This window comes from Ruegeria sp. CDSB136, from assembly GCF_059610965.1.
In genome coordinates this window covers 230,070-247,123 of the sequence record NZ_JBXWOP010000002.1, presented here as the reverse complement: position 1 = coordinate 247,123, position 17,054 = coordinate 230,070, and the positions used below count along the sequence as shown (strand labels likewise).

Annotated in this window: 20 protein-coding genes; 7 read left to right on the top strand and 13 right to left on the bottom strand. The window is 61.8% G+C overall.

Annotated features, from left to right (window positions below):
* Positions 1–130 precede the first annotated feature (130 nt).
* Positions 131–586, bottom strand: coding sequence for a redox-sensitive transcriptional activator SoxR (soxR, locus tag AC2FIR_RS03660; RefSeq protein ID WP_170614370.1), 456 nt, complete (start codon positions 584–586; stop codon positions 131–133).
* A gap of 86 nt (positions 587–672) precedes the next feature.
* Here soxR and AC2FIR_RS03655 point away from each other — a divergent pair, with 86 nt between their 5' ends.
* The 3 genes from AC2FIR_RS03655 to AC2FIR_RS03645 all read left to right on the top strand — a co-directional run bounded on the left by AC2FIR_RS03655 (position 673) and on the right by AC2FIR_RS03645 (position 2,760).
* Positions 673–1,053, top strand: a complete 381-nt coding sequence (locus tag AC2FIR_RS03655; RefSeq protein ID WP_170614369.1) for a VOC family protein — start codon at positions 673–675, stop codon at positions 1,051–1,053.
* Positions 1,054–1,285: 232 nt separating this feature from the next.
* On the top strand, positions 1,286–1,756 hold the full coding sequence (gene greA, locus AC2FIR_RS03650) for a transcription elongation factor GreA (RefSeq protein ID WP_170614368.1): 471 nt from the start codon (positions 1,286–1,288) through the stop codon (positions 1,754–1,756).
* A gap of 14 nt (positions 1,757–1,770) precedes the next feature.
* Entirely contained in the window at positions 1,771–2,760 is a 990-nt protein-coding gene (locus AC2FIR_RS03645) for a hypothetical protein (RefSeq protein ID WP_496744970.1), read from the top strand.
* Positions 2,761–2,769: 9 nt separating this feature from the next.
* On the opposite strand, the gene AC2FIR_RS03640 is transcribed toward AC2FIR_RS03645, so the two are convergent.
* The 4 genes from AC2FIR_RS03640 to AC2FIR_RS03625 are packed head-to-tail and all read right to left on the bottom strand — an operon-like array spanning position 2,770 to position 6,903.
* The gene (locus AC2FIR_RS03640; RefSeq protein WP_480440891.1) at positions 2,770–4,839 is read right to left on the bottom strand and encodes a molybdenum cofactor synthesis domain-containing protein; all 2,070 of its coding nucleotides are present in this window, start codon (positions 4,837–4,839) and stop codon (positions 2,770–2,772) included.
* Positions 4,836–5,327: a molybdopterin-guanine dinucleotide biosynthesis protein B gene (gene mobB / locus AC2FIR_RS03635; RefSeq protein ID WP_496744972.1), complete on the bottom strand. Its 492-nt coding sequence runs from the start codon at positions 5,325–5,327 to the stop codon at positions 4,836–4,838. The genes AC2FIR_RS03640 and mobB overlap by 4 nt, the downstream gene beginning before the upstream one ends.
* Positions 5,324–5,968, bottom strand: a complete 645-nt coding sequence (mobA, locus tag AC2FIR_RS03630) for a molybdenum cofactor guanylyltransferase MobA (RefSeq protein WP_496744974.1) — start codon at positions 5,966–5,968, stop codon at positions 5,324–5,326. The genes mobB and mobA overlap by 4 nt, the downstream gene beginning before the upstream one ends.
* Complete coding sequence (locus AC2FIR_RS03625) at positions 5,965–6,903, bottom strand: formate dehydrogenase accessory sulfurtransferase FdhD (protein WP_496761921.1); 939 nt, start codon at positions 6,901–6,903, stop codon at positions 5,965–5,967. Before AC2FIR_RS03625 ends, mobA begins: the two co-directional genes overlap by 4 nt.
* On the opposite strand from AC2FIR_RS03625, the gene AC2FIR_RS03620 reads away from it, so the two are divergent.
* On the top strand, positions 6,902–7,624 hold the full coding sequence (locus tag AC2FIR_RS03620; protein WP_170807388.1) for an AzlC family ABC transporter permease: 723 nt from the start codon (positions 6,902–6,904) through the stop codon (positions 7,622–7,624). The genes AC2FIR_RS03625 and AC2FIR_RS03620 overlap by 2 nt on opposite strands.
* A complete protein-coding gene (locus tag AC2FIR_RS03615; protein ID WP_170614363.1) occupies positions 7,621–7,953 on the top strand; it encodes an AzlD domain-containing protein in 333 nt (110 codons plus the stop codon). Before AC2FIR_RS03620 ends, AC2FIR_RS03615 begins: the two co-directional genes overlap by 4 nt.
* On the opposite strand, the gene AC2FIR_RS03610 is transcribed toward AC2FIR_RS03615, so the two are convergent.
* From AC2FIR_RS03610 to AC2FIR_RS03580, 7 genes are all read right to left on the bottom strand, one after another.
* Positions 7,942–8,574: a hypothetical protein gene (locus tag AC2FIR_RS03610; protein WP_480491275.1), complete on the bottom strand. Its 633-nt coding sequence runs from the start codon at positions 8,572–8,574 to the stop codon at positions 7,942–7,944. The two genes, AC2FIR_RS03615 and AC2FIR_RS03610, sit on opposite strands and share 12 nt — an antisense overlap.
* Positions 8,575–8,591: 17 nt before the next feature.
* The gene (locus tag AC2FIR_RS03605; protein WP_170614361.1) at positions 8,592–8,726 is read right to left on the bottom strand and encodes an aa3-type cytochrome c oxidase subunit IV; all 135 of its coding nucleotides are present in this window, start codon (positions 8,724–8,726) and stop codon (positions 8,592–8,594) included.
* A 67-nt stretch (positions 8,727–8,793) separates the two neighbouring features.
* Positions 8,794–9,354 carry a hypothetical protein gene (locus AC2FIR_RS03600; protein ID WP_170816942.1) on the bottom strand — a complete coding sequence of 187 codons (561 nt, stop codon included), beginning with the start codon at positions 9,352–9,354 and terminating at the stop codon, positions 8,794–8,796.
* Positions 9,341–11,179: a glycerophosphodiester phosphodiesterase gene (locus AC2FIR_RS03595; protein ID WP_496744978.1), complete on the bottom strand. Its 1,839-nt coding sequence runs from the start codon at positions 11,177–11,179 to the stop codon at positions 9,341–9,343. Before AC2FIR_RS03595 ends, AC2FIR_RS03600 begins: the two co-directional genes overlap by 14 nt.
* Positions 11,180–11,243: 64 nt before the next feature.
* Complete coding sequence (locus AC2FIR_RS03590; RefSeq protein ID WP_170614358.1) at positions 11,244–11,696, bottom strand: DUF6173 family protein; 453 nt, start codon at positions 11,694–11,696, stop codon at positions 11,244–11,246.
* Positions 11,697–11,699: 3 nt separating this feature from the next.
* Complete coding sequence (locus tag AC2FIR_RS03585) at positions 11,700–12,749, bottom strand: MBL fold metallo-hydrolase (protein WP_480912550.1); 1,050 nt, start codon at positions 12,747–12,749, stop codon at positions 11,700–11,702.
* A complete protein-coding gene (locus AC2FIR_RS03580) occupies positions 12,746–14,449 on the bottom strand; it encodes an acyl-CoA dehydrogenase family protein (protein WP_496744980.1) in 1,704 nt (567 codons plus the stop codon). Before AC2FIR_RS03580 ends, AC2FIR_RS03585 begins: the two co-directional genes overlap by 4 nt.
* Positions 14,450–14,586: 137 nt before the next feature.
* Between AC2FIR_RS03580 and AC2FIR_RS03575 the strand changes: the two genes are divergently transcribed.
* Positions 14,587–15,537: an L-threonylcarbamoyladenylate synthase gene (locus AC2FIR_RS03575; protein ID WP_496744981.1), complete on the top strand. Its 951-nt coding sequence runs from the start codon at positions 14,587–14,589 to the stop codon at positions 15,535–15,537.
* Here AC2FIR_RS03575 and AC2FIR_RS03570 read toward each other — a convergent pair whose 3' ends face one another.
* Positions 15,538–16,092 carry a YqgE/AlgH family protein gene (locus AC2FIR_RS03570; RefSeq protein WP_170679624.1) on the bottom strand — a complete coding sequence of 185 codons (555 nt, stop codon included), beginning with the start codon at positions 16,090–16,092 and terminating at the stop codon, positions 15,538–15,540.
* 146 nt (positions 16,093–16,238) lie between these two features.
* Here AC2FIR_RS03570 and AC2FIR_RS03565 point away from each other — a divergent pair, with 146 nt between their 5' ends.
* Positions 16,239–17,051 (top strand): protein-disulfide reductase DsbD domain-containing protein, encoded by an 813-nt coding sequence (locus AC2FIR_RS03565; RefSeq protein WP_480904662.1) that lies wholly within the window; start codon positions 16,239–16,241, stop codon positions 17,049–17,051.
* The last annotated feature ends 3 nt before the right edge of the window (positions 17,052–17,054 follow it).

Sequence of the window (17,054 nt, the reverse complement as noted above, 5' to 3'; positions counted from 1 at the left end):
CTCCTTAGCTAACTTTCCGAATTGGCGCTTTCACTGCGTGGTGTGCGCAATTTTGTTTCACGGCTGATTACCCGGTCGGCAAGACCTTGGTCAATCGAAACACGGCGTAAAACAGCAGCAATACGGCAGTTCAGCCGTCTGGTGTATCACCCATGAGATACCTGGGACCGCTACCATTGGATTTTGCCCGGTCATCGGGGTTGTAAAGGGCGCATTTCGGCAGGCTGAGGCAGCCGCACCCGATGCAGCCATCCAGATTGTCGCGCAATCGTGTCAGGGTATCGATTCGCAGATCCAGCCGGGCGCGCAGGGTGGTGCTGATCTGCTTCCAGTCCTGCGGTGTGGGGGTGCGGTTTCCGGGCAGGCCCGACAACACCTCTCGGATCTCCGGCAGGGTCAGGCCGAATTGCTGGGCGATCATGACAAAACTCAGCCGCCGGATATCGGCACGTTGATAGCGACGCTGCCCGCCTGCATTGCGCCAGGGTGCAATCAGGCCCTGTGCCTCGTAATACCGGATGGCTGAAACAGCCAGTCCGGTGCGCCGGGCCAGTGCGCCAATTGCCAGCCCTTCGGATGCAGCCATCAGAACCTCAAAAAACTTCTTGACCTAAAGTTAGGTTTAGAAATTACGGTGAGTCGTGACAAGCCTGAATTCGCAAAGGAGATCCCATGATGGCGACGCTTGAACACACCAATTTCACTGTCCGCGACCCAAAGGCTTCGGCAGACTGGATGGAGAAGGTCTTTGGCTGGAAAACCCGGTGGGAAGGTCCGGCAATCGCTGGCGGCTATACGGTCCACGTGGGCAGCGCACACACCTATCTCGCGCTCTATGCGCCGGGCAAACCCATGCGCTCGGGTGAGAACAGTTACGACTATGTCGGCGGGCTGAACCATGTCGGCGTGCTGGTCGAGGATATCGATGCCACTGAAAGCAAGGTGCGCAAAGCGGGATTCAAGCCGCACAACCATGCGGATTACGAACCCGGCAGGCGGTTCTATTTCGAGGATGACAACGGCATCGAATTCGAGGTGGTGCAGTATGATTGAGTTGCTGTGGCTGGGAACCGAAGCGCATCACTGGCGCAGGGGCGACCTTCTGGGGCATCGCCGCAGGCATGCCTTGCCCCATCCCGACGGCGCGAGTTCGCGAATAAAGCACCGGAACCACTGAGCCCCCTTGCATTTCACGCTGCATTTGGGTCAGGTATCTGACGACCCATCATTCGCCCCGACGCTTTGAGCGGCGGGGCGACTCAATTTATGCGTGGACGAAGACAAAATGGAAAAAATTCCCATGACGCCCGCGGGCAATGCCGCGCTTGAGGCGGAATTGAAGAACCTGAAGTCCGTCGAACGCCCGGCGATCATCGAGGCCATCGCGACGGCGCGGGAACTGGGCGACCTGAAGGAAAACGCCGAGTATCATTCGGCCCGTGAAAAACAGGGTTTTATCGAAGGGCGCATCAAAGAGCTGGAAGGTATCCTGTCGCTGGCTGACGTAATTGATCCGGCCAAACTGTCGGGCGCGATCAAGTTCGGCGCCAAGGTCAGGCTGGTCGATGAAGACACCGACGAAGAAAAGACCTGGAAAATCGTGGGTGAATATGAGGCCAACATCGAAAAAGGCCTATTGAACATCAAATCCCCCCTTGCCCGCGCCCTGATTGGCAAGGAAGAGGGGGACAGTGTCGAAGTCCGCACCCCCGGCGGTGTGCGGTCTTATGAAATTCTGAGTATCGAGTACGCCTGATCGGAGCGTTGATCATGTCGGGGTCCAATCCTGACCGCGAAACCAAACAACCGACATCTCTGGGCATCTATGATCGCCCCGGAGCGCCGTCGATGAGCGGCATCGAGATCGCGGCTGTTGTTCTCAGCCTGATCTGGCTGGTTGTTTCGGTGGTTTTTCTGGTGCTGCCCGGCCGGGTCGAAACCAGCAGTTTCATCGTCACGCTGCTTGCAGTGTTCATGCCCGTGGCCATGATCTGGGTGGCGGCCATGGCCATGCGCGCCAGCCGCGTCATGCGCGAGGAAAGTGCCCGACTGCAGACGGCAATCGACGCGATCCGAAACGCCTATGTCACGCAGCAGCAGCGCGCCGCCAGTACGTATGAGCCCGCCGTCAGCAAGAAGCTGGATGAAATCGCGCAGACAGCGAAGAAGACGGAAAGCGCATTGGCTACGTTTTCTTCCAAGCGCCGCGAACCTGTGCGCAGGGCGGCACCATCACCGGGAGACCAGACCTCACTTGCGCTTGGCACACCAGCGGAAGACATCGCGCGCCCTCTGCCGACCGGTATCTTTATCCGTGCCCTGAACTTTCCTGAAACACAGGACGATGCCGAAGGGTTCGACGCCCTGAGGCTGGCGCTGAAGGACAGGAAGACCGCACAACTGGTGCAGGCCTCGCAGGATGTGCTGACCCTTCTCAGCCAGGAGGGGATCTATATGGACGACCTGCGTCCCGACATGGCCCGACCTGAAATCTGGCGCCAGTTCGCGCAGGGCGCACGCGGCCGTGCAGTGGCCGCTCTGGGCGGCATTCGGGACCGGTCCTCGCTGGCCTTGACGGCGGCGCGAATGAAGCAGGACCCGATTTTCCGCGACGCCGCGCACCATTTTCTGCGGCGGTTCGACAACATGATCGTGGAATTCGAGCCCATCGCCAGCGATGCTGAACTGACCGCGCTAGGTGAAACCCGAACCGCCCGCGCGTTCATGCTGCTGGGACGGGTTGCGGGTACCTTCGACTGACAGGCGCCGCTACAGCCCGAAACTGCCATAGGGAATGAACCGGACAGGGTCGCCGGGCCGGATATGGCGCGCGCCGTCTTCGATCTCGACCAGTCCCTCGGCCCAGCTGAGGCCGCTGATCCGGCCCGAACCTTCTGACGCGAATACTTCAGCACGACCGTCCCGGACCCGTGCACGCAGATATTCGCGGCGACCAGGTTTCTTGCGTTTTTCAAAGTCGGCGGGCAGGTCAAACGCTTGCGGTTCCTGCCAGCCTTCGCCGGCCATCAGCCCCAGGGCGGGGCGCGCAAAGATCAGCGTGCAGACCAGTGCCGCCACCGGATTGCCCGGCAAGCCGAAGACCGGAGTGCCCTTCCACATCCCCAGCGCCAGCGGACGGCCCGGTTTCAGCGCAATACGCCATTCATGCATCGCCCCGGCCTGCCGCAGCAGAGCGGAGACATGATCTTCGTCGCCCGCGGATGCGCCACCACTGGTCAGAATCACATCGGCCCGCTCGGACGCCTCGTCCAGCCGCGTCGCCAACGCGTCACGATCATCGGCCACACGGCCCAGATCAACCGCAGCGAATCCCATCCGGGCTGCCAGAGACAGCAACATCGGGCGGTTGGCATCGAATATCTGCCCGGGTCCGGCGGGCTCTCCGGCTTCGATCAGTTCGTCACCGGTGGACAGAACCGCCACGCGCAGGGTCTTGCGCACCGGAACCTCGGCAATTCCCACTGCTGACAGCAGCGCCAGATCCGGGGGTGTCAGGCGGCGACCTGCGGCCAAAGCCAGATCTCCGGCGGCCACATCCTCGCCTGCCTTTCGGGTATTCGCGCCCTTTTTTAGAGGGCCGTGAAAGGCAATGTGGCCGTCCTGAACGGTCACATCCTCTTCCAGAATGACGGTATCCACACCCGCAGGCAGAGCCGCCCCGGTCAGAACCCGAAGGGCCTGACCGGGGGGAACGGTGCCTTCAAACGGTATACCCGCCGCCGCGCGCCCTTGGATCAGGGGCAGAACCTGTGCGCCTTCTGCAAAAGGCCCTGCAAACCCATAGCCATCTACCGCCGTATTGGGTTGCGGCGGATTGGAGCGTTTCGCGATCTGATCCGCCGCCAGAATACGACCTGTCGCCTGACCCAGTGGCACGGTCTCAGCCCCCTTCACTACCGAAAGCCGGTCCTGCAGCAAGGCCAATGCCTCATCCACCGGGGTCCAGTCCACGCCTGCGGGCAGGGCAAAGCAGTCGTTTTGCAATGGCGGTGGTGTGATATTCGGTTTGTCCTGTGGCACGCCCAAAATCCATCCTTCTTCGGCGGCGCTGACGGTCAGCTGCCGGGTCAGTTCCGCCTCTGGCATCTGCGCCAGAGACTTCGCGACTTGTTCGACCTGCCAGGCGTCCCTGATCCGATCATCGGGTTCCGCCCCCAGCGTCAGTGAGGGCCAGATTTCGACAAAGGCGACCGGTTTGTCCAGCACTTCGAACGGCCAGACGGCCACCTGCCCTGCAAATCGGCGACGCAGGCGGGACAGAACCGGCAGTCCGGTCATCACCTGCCCGCCAACCGCGCCGGATCCGCCCATCTGCCAGCAGGTGAAGCTACCCTTGGCCAGAGCTTCCACCTGACGGCGATCCGGAAAGGGATTGTGATAATCCGCTTTGGTTTTCGGCAGGCCCGGAACATCGCGGGCCAGACCGTTGAACCAGAACGGGCCCCTGCCGCCGAAATCCCGGTTGATCCGGCCGGCGAGATCGAAACGGTTATTGGCCTTCGGCGCGTCTTCGATCCGGTGTTCGAACCACTCCCACAAGCCCAGCGGATCGTCCGCACCGGTCAGTGCGCGGGCAAAGCCCCTAGGATAGCCGAATGGGAAATCGAACCCCAGACACAGGCGCCGACCCGCATTCAGTTCCGTTTCAATCAACCTGGTCAGCCAATCTTCTGCGACCTTACGATTGCGCAAGTATTCAGCCTGACCAGTGGCCCCGTCGCGCACCATACATCCCCAGATCGCATCCTTGCGGGGCGTTGGCCCTGTGTCATTTCCACCAGACCAATCGACCATCGCAAAGGTGTCGAATGTGGTCACAAACCAACCTCTTGCAGGATGAACGCAGCAATGCGCGCAGTGTCGTTTAGGTCAAAGACCGGGCGATCCAGATCCAGTGGCGTGTCGCTGGCCACCGCCCGGATCGTTTCATCCTTTAAAGCGATCAGCGGGTTGCCGGGCTCGGCCCGAAATGCCTCGACCTTGGGGTGGCGTTCGCGTTTGTATCCTTCGATCAGGACCAGATCGACCGGTGAGAGCCGGGCCAGCAGCGAGTCCAGAGACGGCTCGGGTGCGCCGCGCAGTTCCTGCATCAGGGCGACACGCTGCCCGGACGCCAGCAGAACCTCGGAGGCGCCGGCACCACGGTGACGGTAGCTGTCGGTGCCCGGCTGATCGACGTCAAAGGCATGATGCGCGTGTTTGACGGTTGAAACCGTGAACCCCCGTCCGGTGATCTCGGCCACCAGTCGCTCCATCAACCCGGTCTTGCCCGCGTTTTTCCAGCCGGTGACGCCGTAGACCCTCATGCCTGCTCCAGCAAGGTCTGCGCCCTTTCGAGGTCTTCGGGCGTGTTCACGTTGAAGAACGGATCGAAAGGGTCTACCGGAAACAACGCCTCGCGACCGTCATGTTTATCGGTCCACAAGACGACCTTGCGCAGCCCGTCCTGCAACGCGGCCCGCAGATCGTCGCGCAATGCGACTGGCCACAACCCGAATGTCGGGTGCCGGTTGACCCGCTTTCCACCGCCGGATTTCAGAGCTTCGTCACCCGTGCGCGGGGTCGTCGCCAATACAAGCGGATGCGCCTGTCCTTCAGCCGCCTGCATCTGCCGCGCCACCAGATCGCGGGGAAAGAACGGCGTGTCGGCAGCAGCGGTGACGATGCTATTGGCGCCCTGCTCCGCGGCCCAGTCGAGACCGGCCAGAACACCGGCCAGCGGACCGGCAAAACCTTCGATTGTGTCCGGCAGCACAGGCAGGTTCAGGGCACTGAACCGGGACGGATCGCCATTGGCGTTCAGCGCCAGACCATCGACCTGCGGCGCCAGCCTGTCAATTACCCGGGTTAGCAGGCTTTGCCCGCCCAGTTGCAGCAGGCCCTTGTCGCCTCCGCCCATCCGGGTGGCCAGACCGCCTGCAAGGATCACGCCCTTTGGTTTGGTCATCCTGCGCTTTTCCTGCGATGTTTTTTGTCCTCAACCGCCACGGACGAGGGGTCGATATCCCGAACAAGACGATCCTCGCCGGACAGGCATACGAACCGCTGGCCGCGCATACGACCGATCAGGGTCAACCCGACCTCACGTGCAATTTCAACGCCCCATGCCGTGAATCCCGATCGCGAAGCCAGAACCGGAATGCCCATCATCGCGGTCTTGATCACCATCTCGGACGTCAGGCGGCCCGTGGTGTAGAGGATCTTGTCACCAGCCTCCTCCCTGGTCGAAAGCATCCAGCCAGCGATCTTGTCGACGGCGTTGTGGCGACCCACATCTTCCATATAGACCAGCGGGCGGTTTTCCCGGCACAGGACGGTGCCGTGAATCGCCCCGGCCTGAAGATACAGCGACGGGGTACGGTTGATCCGGGCCGCAAGTTCATAAAGCCATGAGGTGCGGAAAGAAACCTGCGGCAGGCGAACATCCTCAAGCCCGTCCATCATGTCGCCAAAGACGGTACCGACCGCGCAACCGCTGGTGCGGGTCTTTTTCTTCAGCTTGTCCTCGTACGAGGTCTGGCGCGCTGTGCGAACAACCACGGTTTCCAGATCGTCGTCATAATCGACGCCGGTGATCTCATCATCCGCCAGCAGCATCCCCTGATTGCGCAGAAAACCCAGCGCCAGATATTCGGGGTAGTCGCCGATGGTCATCGCCGTCACGATCTCCTGCGCATTGAGGAAAATCGTCAGCGGGCGCTCCTCGACCACCGAGATCTGGCTGACCTCGCCGTTCTGGTCCACGCCTTCCACCGCGCGGGTCAGGCGGGCCGCGCCGGGATCAGGCGCGATGATGTAGTCCGACAGGTCCGTGTGCGTGGCCAATTGCAACCCTTTCCCAAGACCGCTAGTTGTGCTGGCGACACCATAGGATCTAGCCATGGCAGACACCACATCCAAGTCTTACTTCTGGAAGGGTTTTCGGGACGGCACGCCGTTTATCTTCGTGGCCATCCCCTTTGGCACGCTGTTTGGTGTTTTCGCGACAGAGGCCGGGCTGGATATCGTTCAGACCATCGCGTTTTCCGCAACGGTGTTTGCAGGTGCCGCGCAGTTCACCGCCCTGCAACTGTTGCAGGACAACACGCCCACGGCGATTGTGTTGATCTCGGCGCTTGCGGTGAACCTGCGGGTGGCGATGTATTCCGCCTCGCTGACACCTTATCTTGGGGCCGCCCCGTTGTGGCAAAGGGCCATTGCGGCTTACCTGACGGTCGATCAATCCTATGCCTGCGGGATCGTCCAGTTTGAAAAAGAACCGAAGATGACCGTGTCACAAAGGATGGCCTATTTCTTTGGCTCGGTCACACCGATCACCCCGCTTTGGATATTCGCCACCTATCTCGGGGCGGTGCTGGGCGCTCAAATCCCGGAAAGCTGGGCGCTGGATTTCGCCCTGCCGATCACGTTTCTGGCCATGATCGGACCAATGATGCGGACGCTGGCGCATGTGATTGCGGCGCTGGTTGCGATCATTGTCGCCCTGCTGGCCGTTTCGGTGCCATTCAATCTGGGCCTGCTGATCGCGGGCGCGGCGGGCATGATGGCGGGCGCGCAGGCCGAACTGATGCTGGAACGCAGGCTGGAGCGGAAAGAGACATGACCCAGATTGACCCGACAACCATGTGGATCATCATCGTCGGCCTGGCCGTCGGCAGCTTTGCCCTGCGTTTTACCTTTATCGGCCTCGTCGGAGACCGCCCCATGCCGCCGTGGCTGCTGCGTCATCTGCGGTACACGGCGGTGGCGATCATTCCGGCGCTGATCGCACCACTTGTTGTCTGGCCCGCCGCAACCGAAGGTCAGCCGGACCTGCCCCGCATGGCTGCCGCCGTGGTGGCGCTGTCGGTCGGTTTGGTCACCAAGAACGTTCTGGCGGCAATCTTTTCGGGCGCCGCCACGCTGTACGGGTTGCTCTACCTACTGGGTTGAGGTCGCGTCCAGTTGATTGAGGCGCGCGTTGTTCGCAGCCAGACCCTTTTGCAGGTCCGCGTCGTCGTATTCGCGGTATTCTTCTGTCACCACGCCCGGAATCTGGGCGAACTGTTCCGACAGTTTGACCGGGTAGAATGTGACGTCGATCTGTTCGAACCCCGGCACTTGCCTCAGGATACTGGCCGTCGAATGGGCGCAATACGCGCTGGCCACCGGGCCGGACTGCTTGGCCAGTTGATAGGCGATCTCGGCCTGTTGCGGCGTGACCTCGATGGTCTGGATGCGCGCAAAATGCGTCTCGCGCGCGTGCGAGCTGCGATAGGCGCGTTCTACGGCGGGCGTGATGCCGTAAAGGACATCATCCTTGTTCGGAACCACATCCGCGCGGAACGATCCCGCAGGGTCAAAGATCACCCGCTCGCTGGCGCTGATCATCAGCGACGTATGCGCGCCCGATCCGGTCCGGGTGTTGATCATCGTATAAAGCGTCAGCGTCGACGGGCCGGGGTCACGGTAGGACCGTGCAGCGACCTCGGCCAGGTCTGCCTGCGGACGATTCGATCCGGTGCAGCCAGCCACGGTCACTGCCAGCAGGCAGGCGACAATTATTCTGAGCACGGTTCGCCCCGTTCAGATCAAGACGCGAAAACCGCCAGGAACAATCCCAGGAAAGCAATGGCCACACAGCACCAGACTGTGGCTTTGACGAACCCTTCGAAGGTTTTGGTTTGAACTGTGATGTCCATCTCGCCGTGCTTGTGTTCGGCCATGTCGGAAGACTCCTGAATTCGCGTGTTTGGGCTTTGGATAAAGGAAAACGAAAGCGCTGTCACCACGTCATTCGCGCGCAGGTGACTGTGACCCGAATACCGAACAGCCCGGAAAACCAAAGCCCCATCGCCATGGCAGGCCGGAACAGGGGCCGCCACCAAATCGCACCGCCATATACATGGCATCCGCGGTGACCGAATGGGCGGTTCGGACCTGTTCGGGTGTCACCCCGTAACGATCCGCGTATTCTTCGGCATGCGCATCGCCGTGTTGTTCGACACAGGCGTGCAGTGCATCGTCCGCCGACAGGCGGGCGTCATAGCTGTCTTCGGCCCGCGTTGCGCCGCCGGCGTTGTGATAGGCGCTGTCATGGGTAACGCAGCAATATTCCCACGGAGGGTTGTTTTCATAGCGTGCGGCGAAGCTTGGGATGATGTCAGCCACCAATCGCCAGCTGGCCGACAGCCCGCCCGAGCAGCCATCGGTTTCAAATGGCGTCACTTCGGCCCCGGCCGATTGTGTCATCAGGGCCTGATGGCCGGGCATCTCGATGCCGCGCATCAGATCTTGCGCGGCGGTGGATGTGCCAAGGGCGATCAGGATAAGCGCCGTTTTAAGGGCTCGCATCGCGCATCGCCTCTGTGTCCACGGTCATCCCGAACTCGGTGGCCAACCACAGCAGCAAACGTTCAGCCGGACCCATCTCGGCTCGGACGCGCAGAACCTCGCGGGCCATGGCAGGCCGGTCGGTGATCAGACCATCGACGCCCATCGACGCCAAAGCCGACATCTGCAACGGATCGTTCACCGTCCACACATACAAATCCTTGCCGGCAGCATGGACAGACCGGACCAGCCCGGGTGTCGCCATCGCCGCGTTCACCGCCAGAAAATCGCCATCCAACCCCGACAGATTGCCGACTGCGGTCGCAGCCAGTACACCGGCGCGCCAGTCCGGGCGCAGGGCCTTCATCTTCTGCACCGCCGGATATTTCAAGGACATTGTGGCGATATCGTCCTGCATCCCCATTTCTTCGACAGTTGTGGCAACCCGGTTTTCCAGATCGACGTCATGGCCGTAATATTTCAGTTCGATGATCACCTTCGACCGGCCTTTTGCGGCTTCCAGCACCTCACGCAGGGTCGGCGTGCGTTCCGAGGCGTATTCGGGTCCGAACCAACTGCCGATATCGATGTCCGCGACGTCGTCCATTGTGGCATCCCAGACCTTGAGGTTGACGCCCGCCAGTTTCATGAAATCGCTGTCATGGGCGACGATGACCTCACCATCGGCCGTTTCCTGCACGTCGATCTCAACCCAGTCCGCGCCATCCTCGATGGCCTTAAGAACGGCCGCCATGGTGTTTTCGGGCCGCAAGGCCGCGGCCCCGCGGTGGCCGATGACATCCGCGTGGTCGGGGGCCTGCACCTGTTCAAGCAGCCGCTGCCCGAACCAGCCACCGGCCAGCACTGCAAGGACGGCAGCCCCCAAAACACCAAATAGCGGCAACCTCAAGTTGCCCGGTTCGGGGTGGGGGATGTCTGACGTTTTTGCCTCGAAGAAACCGTCCAGTAGCACCGCCAAAGCGCCCAGCGCGACGGCCGCCAGAACAAGACCGGCCAGCGACCAGAGCGCGGCGATGACCAGTGTGTAGGTCAGTGCCAGTTGCAGACGACCACCCGGTTGCAGGGGTACGAGATCGAACAGAAACCCAGCCACAGCCGCAATTCCGGCTGCGATCACGATGCGTATGCCCAGCCACTGCGCCAGTTCGATCTTTAGGCGTCCGCGTTTGCCCTCCATCCGCCCGGTGCTGGTTTCAAACGCTTCTGCCGGATTGCAGCTTTCAAACAGAACCAGATGCAGCGACAGGGCCCAGGCCGACAGCCTGCGGATCAAAACCCAGGCCAATGCCAGAACGATTAACCCGATCAGAACGACCGCCACCCAGAACGAGGGTGGCTGGAAGGTCAGGTAATAGTTGATGTCGTATTCCGTCAGTGTCCACCACGCGACAACGGCGGCAATGGCTGCAAAGGGCAGAACCAGCAGCAACACGCGCAGGACAAACCGGACCGCAAAGCCGAACAAAGCGGGCAGTCGGGACAGGATCAGTTGGATGGCGGAGCTGCCGGCGCGCCAGGGATCGGCCTCGCCCATGCGCAGAGAACCCGCCATGACGGAGAAGACAAACACTTCGGCCAGCAGAAACAGGCTGAGCGCAAGGATCGCCGCGATAAAGCCCACCGGGGACAGGATGAACCCGGCAATGGCCTGATCGGTCAGGGCACTTTGATTGGACAGGGACACCGCCAGTTGCACGGCTATCGCCACGCCCGGCGCAATCAGCGCCACCAGCAAAAGTCGCACCGCAACATAGATCGGTACGAACACCCGACGGCGCGCCCAAGCCCCCCGCCAGGCCTCTGTAACGGTTGAGAAATGTGTCACGCGGCGCTCTCCTGAATGATACGCTCATTCAAGGCTGCGATTGCGTGAATTGCAAGCGGGACTGTCAGCTTTCTTCCAGATCCGCAGCCAGCCGAAAACCGATGCGGTTGGCAGGCTTGTCCTCGACCGATTTGGGCAGCGCGCGCAGCATCACGTTCAACTGGCTGACATGCTGTACCAGTTGGGTGCGCGCACCGGTGGCGTCCGAGCCGAAAAAGGTGATCACGTCAGGGTCGAAATAACCCATCCCCTCGATCCGCATTACCCCGGCATCGCCGCCGGTGAAGCCCATGGCAACCTCCTGATCGCCGTCCAGCGTCTTTTCAAAATTCTGGATATACAGGATCAGGCGTTCATAGGCCCACTGGGCCGGGCTTTTGGTTTCGACCGGCTTTTTCAGGCGGCCGGGAAGATCCTTGTTGCCCGATTGCGCACTGGAGTTGGCGTGGACCTCGTAACAGCGTGGCAATGCGGCGGATTCTGCGGCCTCGGCCGAGGTTTCGATCTGATCCTGCATGGCTTACCCTTTGCGCTGAAACTCCCACGCCCCGTCCGCGCGGCGCGACCGGGTTACAGCATCAATGTGGTAGAGATGGTTCAGATGTGCAACCGCCTCGACCAGCGCGAGACCGTATTCACCATCGCCAATCGGACGCTTGAACAGGGGGGCAAAGCACTCGGCGGCAGATTTGGGCCGGTCCAGATGATCCAGCAGCCGCCGGAGCGCGCCGTGATGATTGTCGACCAGTTGCCGCATGCGAACCGGCAATCCGGTGAAGGGCAGCTTGTGCCCGGCCAGCACCAGATGATCGGGACGCGCCAGCGCCGACAGCCGCTCGCAGGCTTCCAGCCACTCGGCCACCGGATCCGCCATGGGTTCGGTGACATAGACTCCCAGATTGGGGCTGATCGAGCTGATGATCTGATCGCCGGACAGGACAAGATTGTCATCGCGGCTCCAGAACGTGGCGTGTTCGGGCGCGTGGCCATTGCCCATGTGAACGTCCCAGTCACGCCCGCCCATGCGGATCACGTCGCCCTGTTTGATCCGGCTATAGCCCAACGGCATCGGAAAAACGGTGTCGGCAAAGTTGAAGGGCCGGTCCGACATGCGCTTTGCCAGAATTTCATGCGCCATGCCCGCGCTGCGGTAGTAGTCCAACGTTTCCTGCGGCCAGGTTTCCTGCACGTCCAGTGTCAGCATCCGCGAAAACAGCCATGCGGTGCGGCTGGCCACCAGTTCAGCGCCGTGTTCGGTCTGGAACCACCCTGCATTGCCAACATGGTCGGGGTGATGATGCGTAACGACAACACGGGTCACCGGCTTGCCTGCCAGTGGCCCGTCCATCAGCGTTTGCCAGATGCCACGCGACTTTCTGGACGAAATACCGGTGTCGATCACCGTCCAGCCGTCGCCATCATCCAGCGCATAGACATTGACATGATCCAGCGCCATGGGCAGCGGCAGGCGCAGCCAAAGGACGCCTTCGGCAATCTCCATCGCCTCACCGGGGGCCGGAGGGTCCGGCCAGGGGTAGTGTGTCGTCAATCGTTGCTCACCATCCTTCATGCCAGCAGCTCATCCGGGTTGAGCGCAAAGATATCGTCCGCCCCGTTTTGCGCCTGTGCCAGCAGGCCCGCATATTCGGGCAACAAAGCGTTGATGTAGAACCGTGCCAGCTTGAACCGCGGCCCATCGGGTTCCGCCAGCGCCGCCGCCAGATGGTAATGCGCGCCCAGAACCCGCGCAAAAGCTTGCAGATATGGGACGGCCCCGGCAAAGCGGTTGTTCATTTCCGACTGGGAAACCAGCCATTCGGTGGCCTCTCGCAGACTTTCGGTGGCTTCCCAGACCGGGCCGGCCAGTTCCGGCATGGTGGCCCGCGCCTGTTCTGCGTGATCTTCGATTTCATCCAGCAGCCGTGCCGCAACCTCACCGCCGTCCATCATTTTGCGGGCGACCAGATCCATCGCCTGAATACCATTGGTGCCTTCGTAAATCGCGGTCACGCGGACGTCGCGGTAATACTGGGCCGCTCCGGTTTCCTCGATAAAACCCATGCCGCCGTGAACCTGCACGCCGGTTTCGGCGACACGCATGCCAGTCTGGGTGCCAAAAGCCTTGCCAATCGGCGTCAGCAGCGCAGCGCGGGCCGACCAGTTCGCATCGCCGGTCGCGTTGGCCATGTCGATGGCCACTGCATTGGCCAGCAGGATGGCCCGTGCCGCGAACACATCCGCGCGCATTTCCATCAGCATGCGGCGCACATCGGCATGGTCGATGATCGCACCCGAGGGCGTCTTGCCCTGCCTGCGCTCAAGCGCGTAGGCCAGCGCATGCTGATAGGCGCCTTCCGCAACGCCGACGCCCTGCCCGCCAACACCCAGACGGGCATTGTTCATCATCGTAAACATCGCGGCCATGCCGCCATGTTCCTTGCCAACCAGCCAGCCCCTGGCCCCGTCATATTGCATGACGCAGGTCGGTGAGCCGTGCAGGCCCATCTTGTGCTCAAGCGACACAACCTTCAGATCGTTCGCCACGCCTGGATTGCCGTTCTCATCCGGGATGAACTTGGGCACCAGAAACAGGGAAATTCCCTTGGTCCCGGGAACGCCGTCCGGCAGGCGCGCCAGCACCAGGTGGCAGACGTTTTCCGCGAAATCGTTGTCGCCCCACGAGATGAAGATCTTCTGACCCGTCACCGCGTAGGTGCCATCCCCGTTCGGTTCCGCCTTTGAGGCCAGGGCACCCACGTCCGACCCGGCCTGCGCCTCGGTCAGGTTCATCGTGCCGGACCATTCGCCCGACATCAGTTTGGGCAGATAAAGCTCTTTCAGCTCGGCACTGGCGTGATGCTCCAGCGCCTCGATCTGGCCCTGGCTCATCAGCGGGGCCAGTTGCAGCGAAAGGCAGGCCGCGCTCATCATCTCGTTCACTGCGCTGGTCAAGGTCATCGGCAGGCCCATGCCGCCATATTCAGGATCGCCGCTTATCCCGATCCAGCCCCCTTCGGATATCGCCTTCCAGCCATCGGCATACCCCGGAGACGAGCGCAGAACCCCGTTTTCCAGCCGCGCCGGTTCCAGATCACCGGGGCGTTGCAGCGGGGCCATCACTTCTTCGCACATCCTGCCTGCTTCGGTCAGAATGGCGCTGACCACGTCCGCGCTGGCCTCTGAAAACATCTCGGTGGCTGCGATCTGGTCAAAGTCGATCACGTTGCGGAACAGGAATTCATAATCTGGGACTGGGGCGCGATACGTCATGGCTTCCCTCGGGGCTGTCAGTTCGGTTTGCGCAGGCGGGCTTGGAATCATCCGCGCACGGCACTATGCATCTGGGCTCGAAGGCATTACCTACTCTTCCCCATGTTACAAGCAATCAAAACGCGGCGTCACCAGTCATGATCCCCCACGGCACACTCGACCTGAGCGCAGATCCGGCCGGCATCTCACGCGCTGCGGACCTGCTGCGGCAGGGTCTTCTGGTCGCGTTTGCGACCGAGACGGTCTATGGCCTGGGCGGTGATGCCCGAAATGGCGAAGCGGTCGCCGGGATTTATGAAGCAAAGGGGCGGCCCAGCTTCAATCCGCTGATCGCGCATGTCGCATCCGTTCAGGCAGCGCAGCGGTTCGTCCGCTGGTCCGATCAGGCCGAGCGACTGGCCGCCGCGTTCTGGCCCGGGCCTTTGACGCTGGTCCTGCCGCTGCGCGACGGACATGGCATTTCATCGCTGGTCACAGCCGGGCTGGACACGCTGGCCGTCCGGGTGCCTGCGCATCCCAGCGCGCGGGCATTGCTGGCCGAATTCGATGGTCCGGTGGCCGCGCCATCCGCCAACCCGTCAGGACAGATCAGCCCGACCACCGCCGAGCATGTGCGCGCCGGTCTGGGTGGGCGTATCGCAGCCATTCTGGATGACGGCCCCTGCGGTGTCGGGCTGGAATCGTCCATCGTCGGCCTGGCCGGAGAACCGGCGCTGCTGCGTCCGGGGGGCGTGGCGCTGGAACAGATCGAGGAGGTTCTGAACACACGACTGCATCATCACCAGCCCGGGGACCTTTTGACGGCGCCGGGACAATTACAGTCTCATTACGCTCCGGACGCGCCGGTTCGGCTGAATGCGCTGTCCCGACAAGGGGATGAGGTCCTGCTGGGCTTTGGACCGGTCGACTGTGACCTGAATCTTTCGGCTGATGGTGTGCTGACCGAAGCTGCGGCCAACCTGTTTTCTGCCCTTCATGCGCTGAACACAACAGGCCGCCCGATTGCGGTCTCGCCGATCCCCGACCATGGCCTTGGGGCGGCAATCAACGACCGGCTGCGCCGCGCGGCGGCCCCGCGCGACAGCTGATCAGGCGCGTCCTGCGCTGGCCGACAAGGTCAGGGGATCAACGCCAAGGGTTGCCAGCGCGGCCTCCCACTTTTCGTCATCAGCGACATCGAACACCAGTTTCGAGGTTGCATCGGTCGTCAGCCAGCCATTCATGGCAATCTCATCCTCAAGCTGGCCCGGGCCCCATCCGGAGTATCCCAGCGTCAGCATCGAGTTCAAAGGCCCCCGCCCCGAAGCCAGATCTTCCAGCACGTCCAGCGTAGCCGTCATGCTGAAATCGGTCGAAATCTGCATCGAGTGGAGGTTAGCTTCGTAATCGGCACTGTGCAGGACGAAGCCGCGCGACATCTCGACCGGACCGCCGAAATGGACCAGACGCTCACCTATGACGGGAATGTTGCAGGCAATATTGAGCTGCCCCAGCAATGTCTTGATGCGTAGGTCCGACGGTTTGTTGACAATCAGCCCCATGGCGCCGTCTTCACCATGGCTGCAGATATAGACAACCGAGTGGTCAAAGCGCGGATCGCCCATTCCCGGCATCGCAATCAACAGTTTTCCGGTAAGATCCATAAGCCGCCGTTTCTGACTGAGTCCTGTCTCAACAATGAACCCGTGGGACCACAATTGGCAAGGGATCGTCCGACATTTAGCGGTATTTCACCCCAGTGACCGGAACGTGACTTGGAATCGCGCGCCAGAGCGCGCATTTATGTAGTATGCGATCACTTCTCAGACCCGCCGCAGTTGCGCTGACCGCCTGTTTTGCCCTTGCCTCGCCTGCCCTGTCGCAGAGCGTGGGCAAACCTGTGCAACTGGATATTCTGGATGGCGGGCGCACTGCCAACGGCACCTATCTGGGTGCGTTGCGCCTGACCCTGAAAGACGGGTGGAAAACTTACTGGCGCGCGCCGGGCGATGCGGGCATCCCGCCACAGTTCGACTGGAAAGGGTCGCGCAACGTTGGCGACATTTCGATCACCTGGCCTGCGCCGGATGTTTTTGACCAGAACGGGTTGCGCTCGATCGGGTATCAGGATCAGCTGGTTCTTCCGGTCGAGATCACGCCAAAGAACCCTGCCAAACCAGTGCGTCTGCGCGGTGAGATGGATCTGGGCGTGTGCAAGGATGTCTGCATCCCCGAGCGGCTGGGTTTCGATCATACCCTGGACAAGAACGCAGGACGCAACCCGGCCATTGCCGCCGCATTGGCACAACGCCCCTATTCCGCCAACGAGGCCCGTGTGGCCAGCGCCAAGTGCCACCTGTCGCCCACAAAAGATGGCATGCAAATCGAGGCGCGCATCACCATGCCATCAGCCGGAGGGACCGAGGTCGCCGTGATCGAGCCGGGCAATCCGGCCTTGTGGGCCGCGCATCCCGAAACCCGGCGGCAGGGCGACACGCTGATCGCCCGGACCGAGGTGGTCAATGCATCGGGCAGTCCCTTTGCACTGGACCGGTCAGCCGTCAGGATCACAGTGCTGGGCAGCAGCCACGCGGTTGACATTCAGGGATGCAGCGCGGGCTGATCC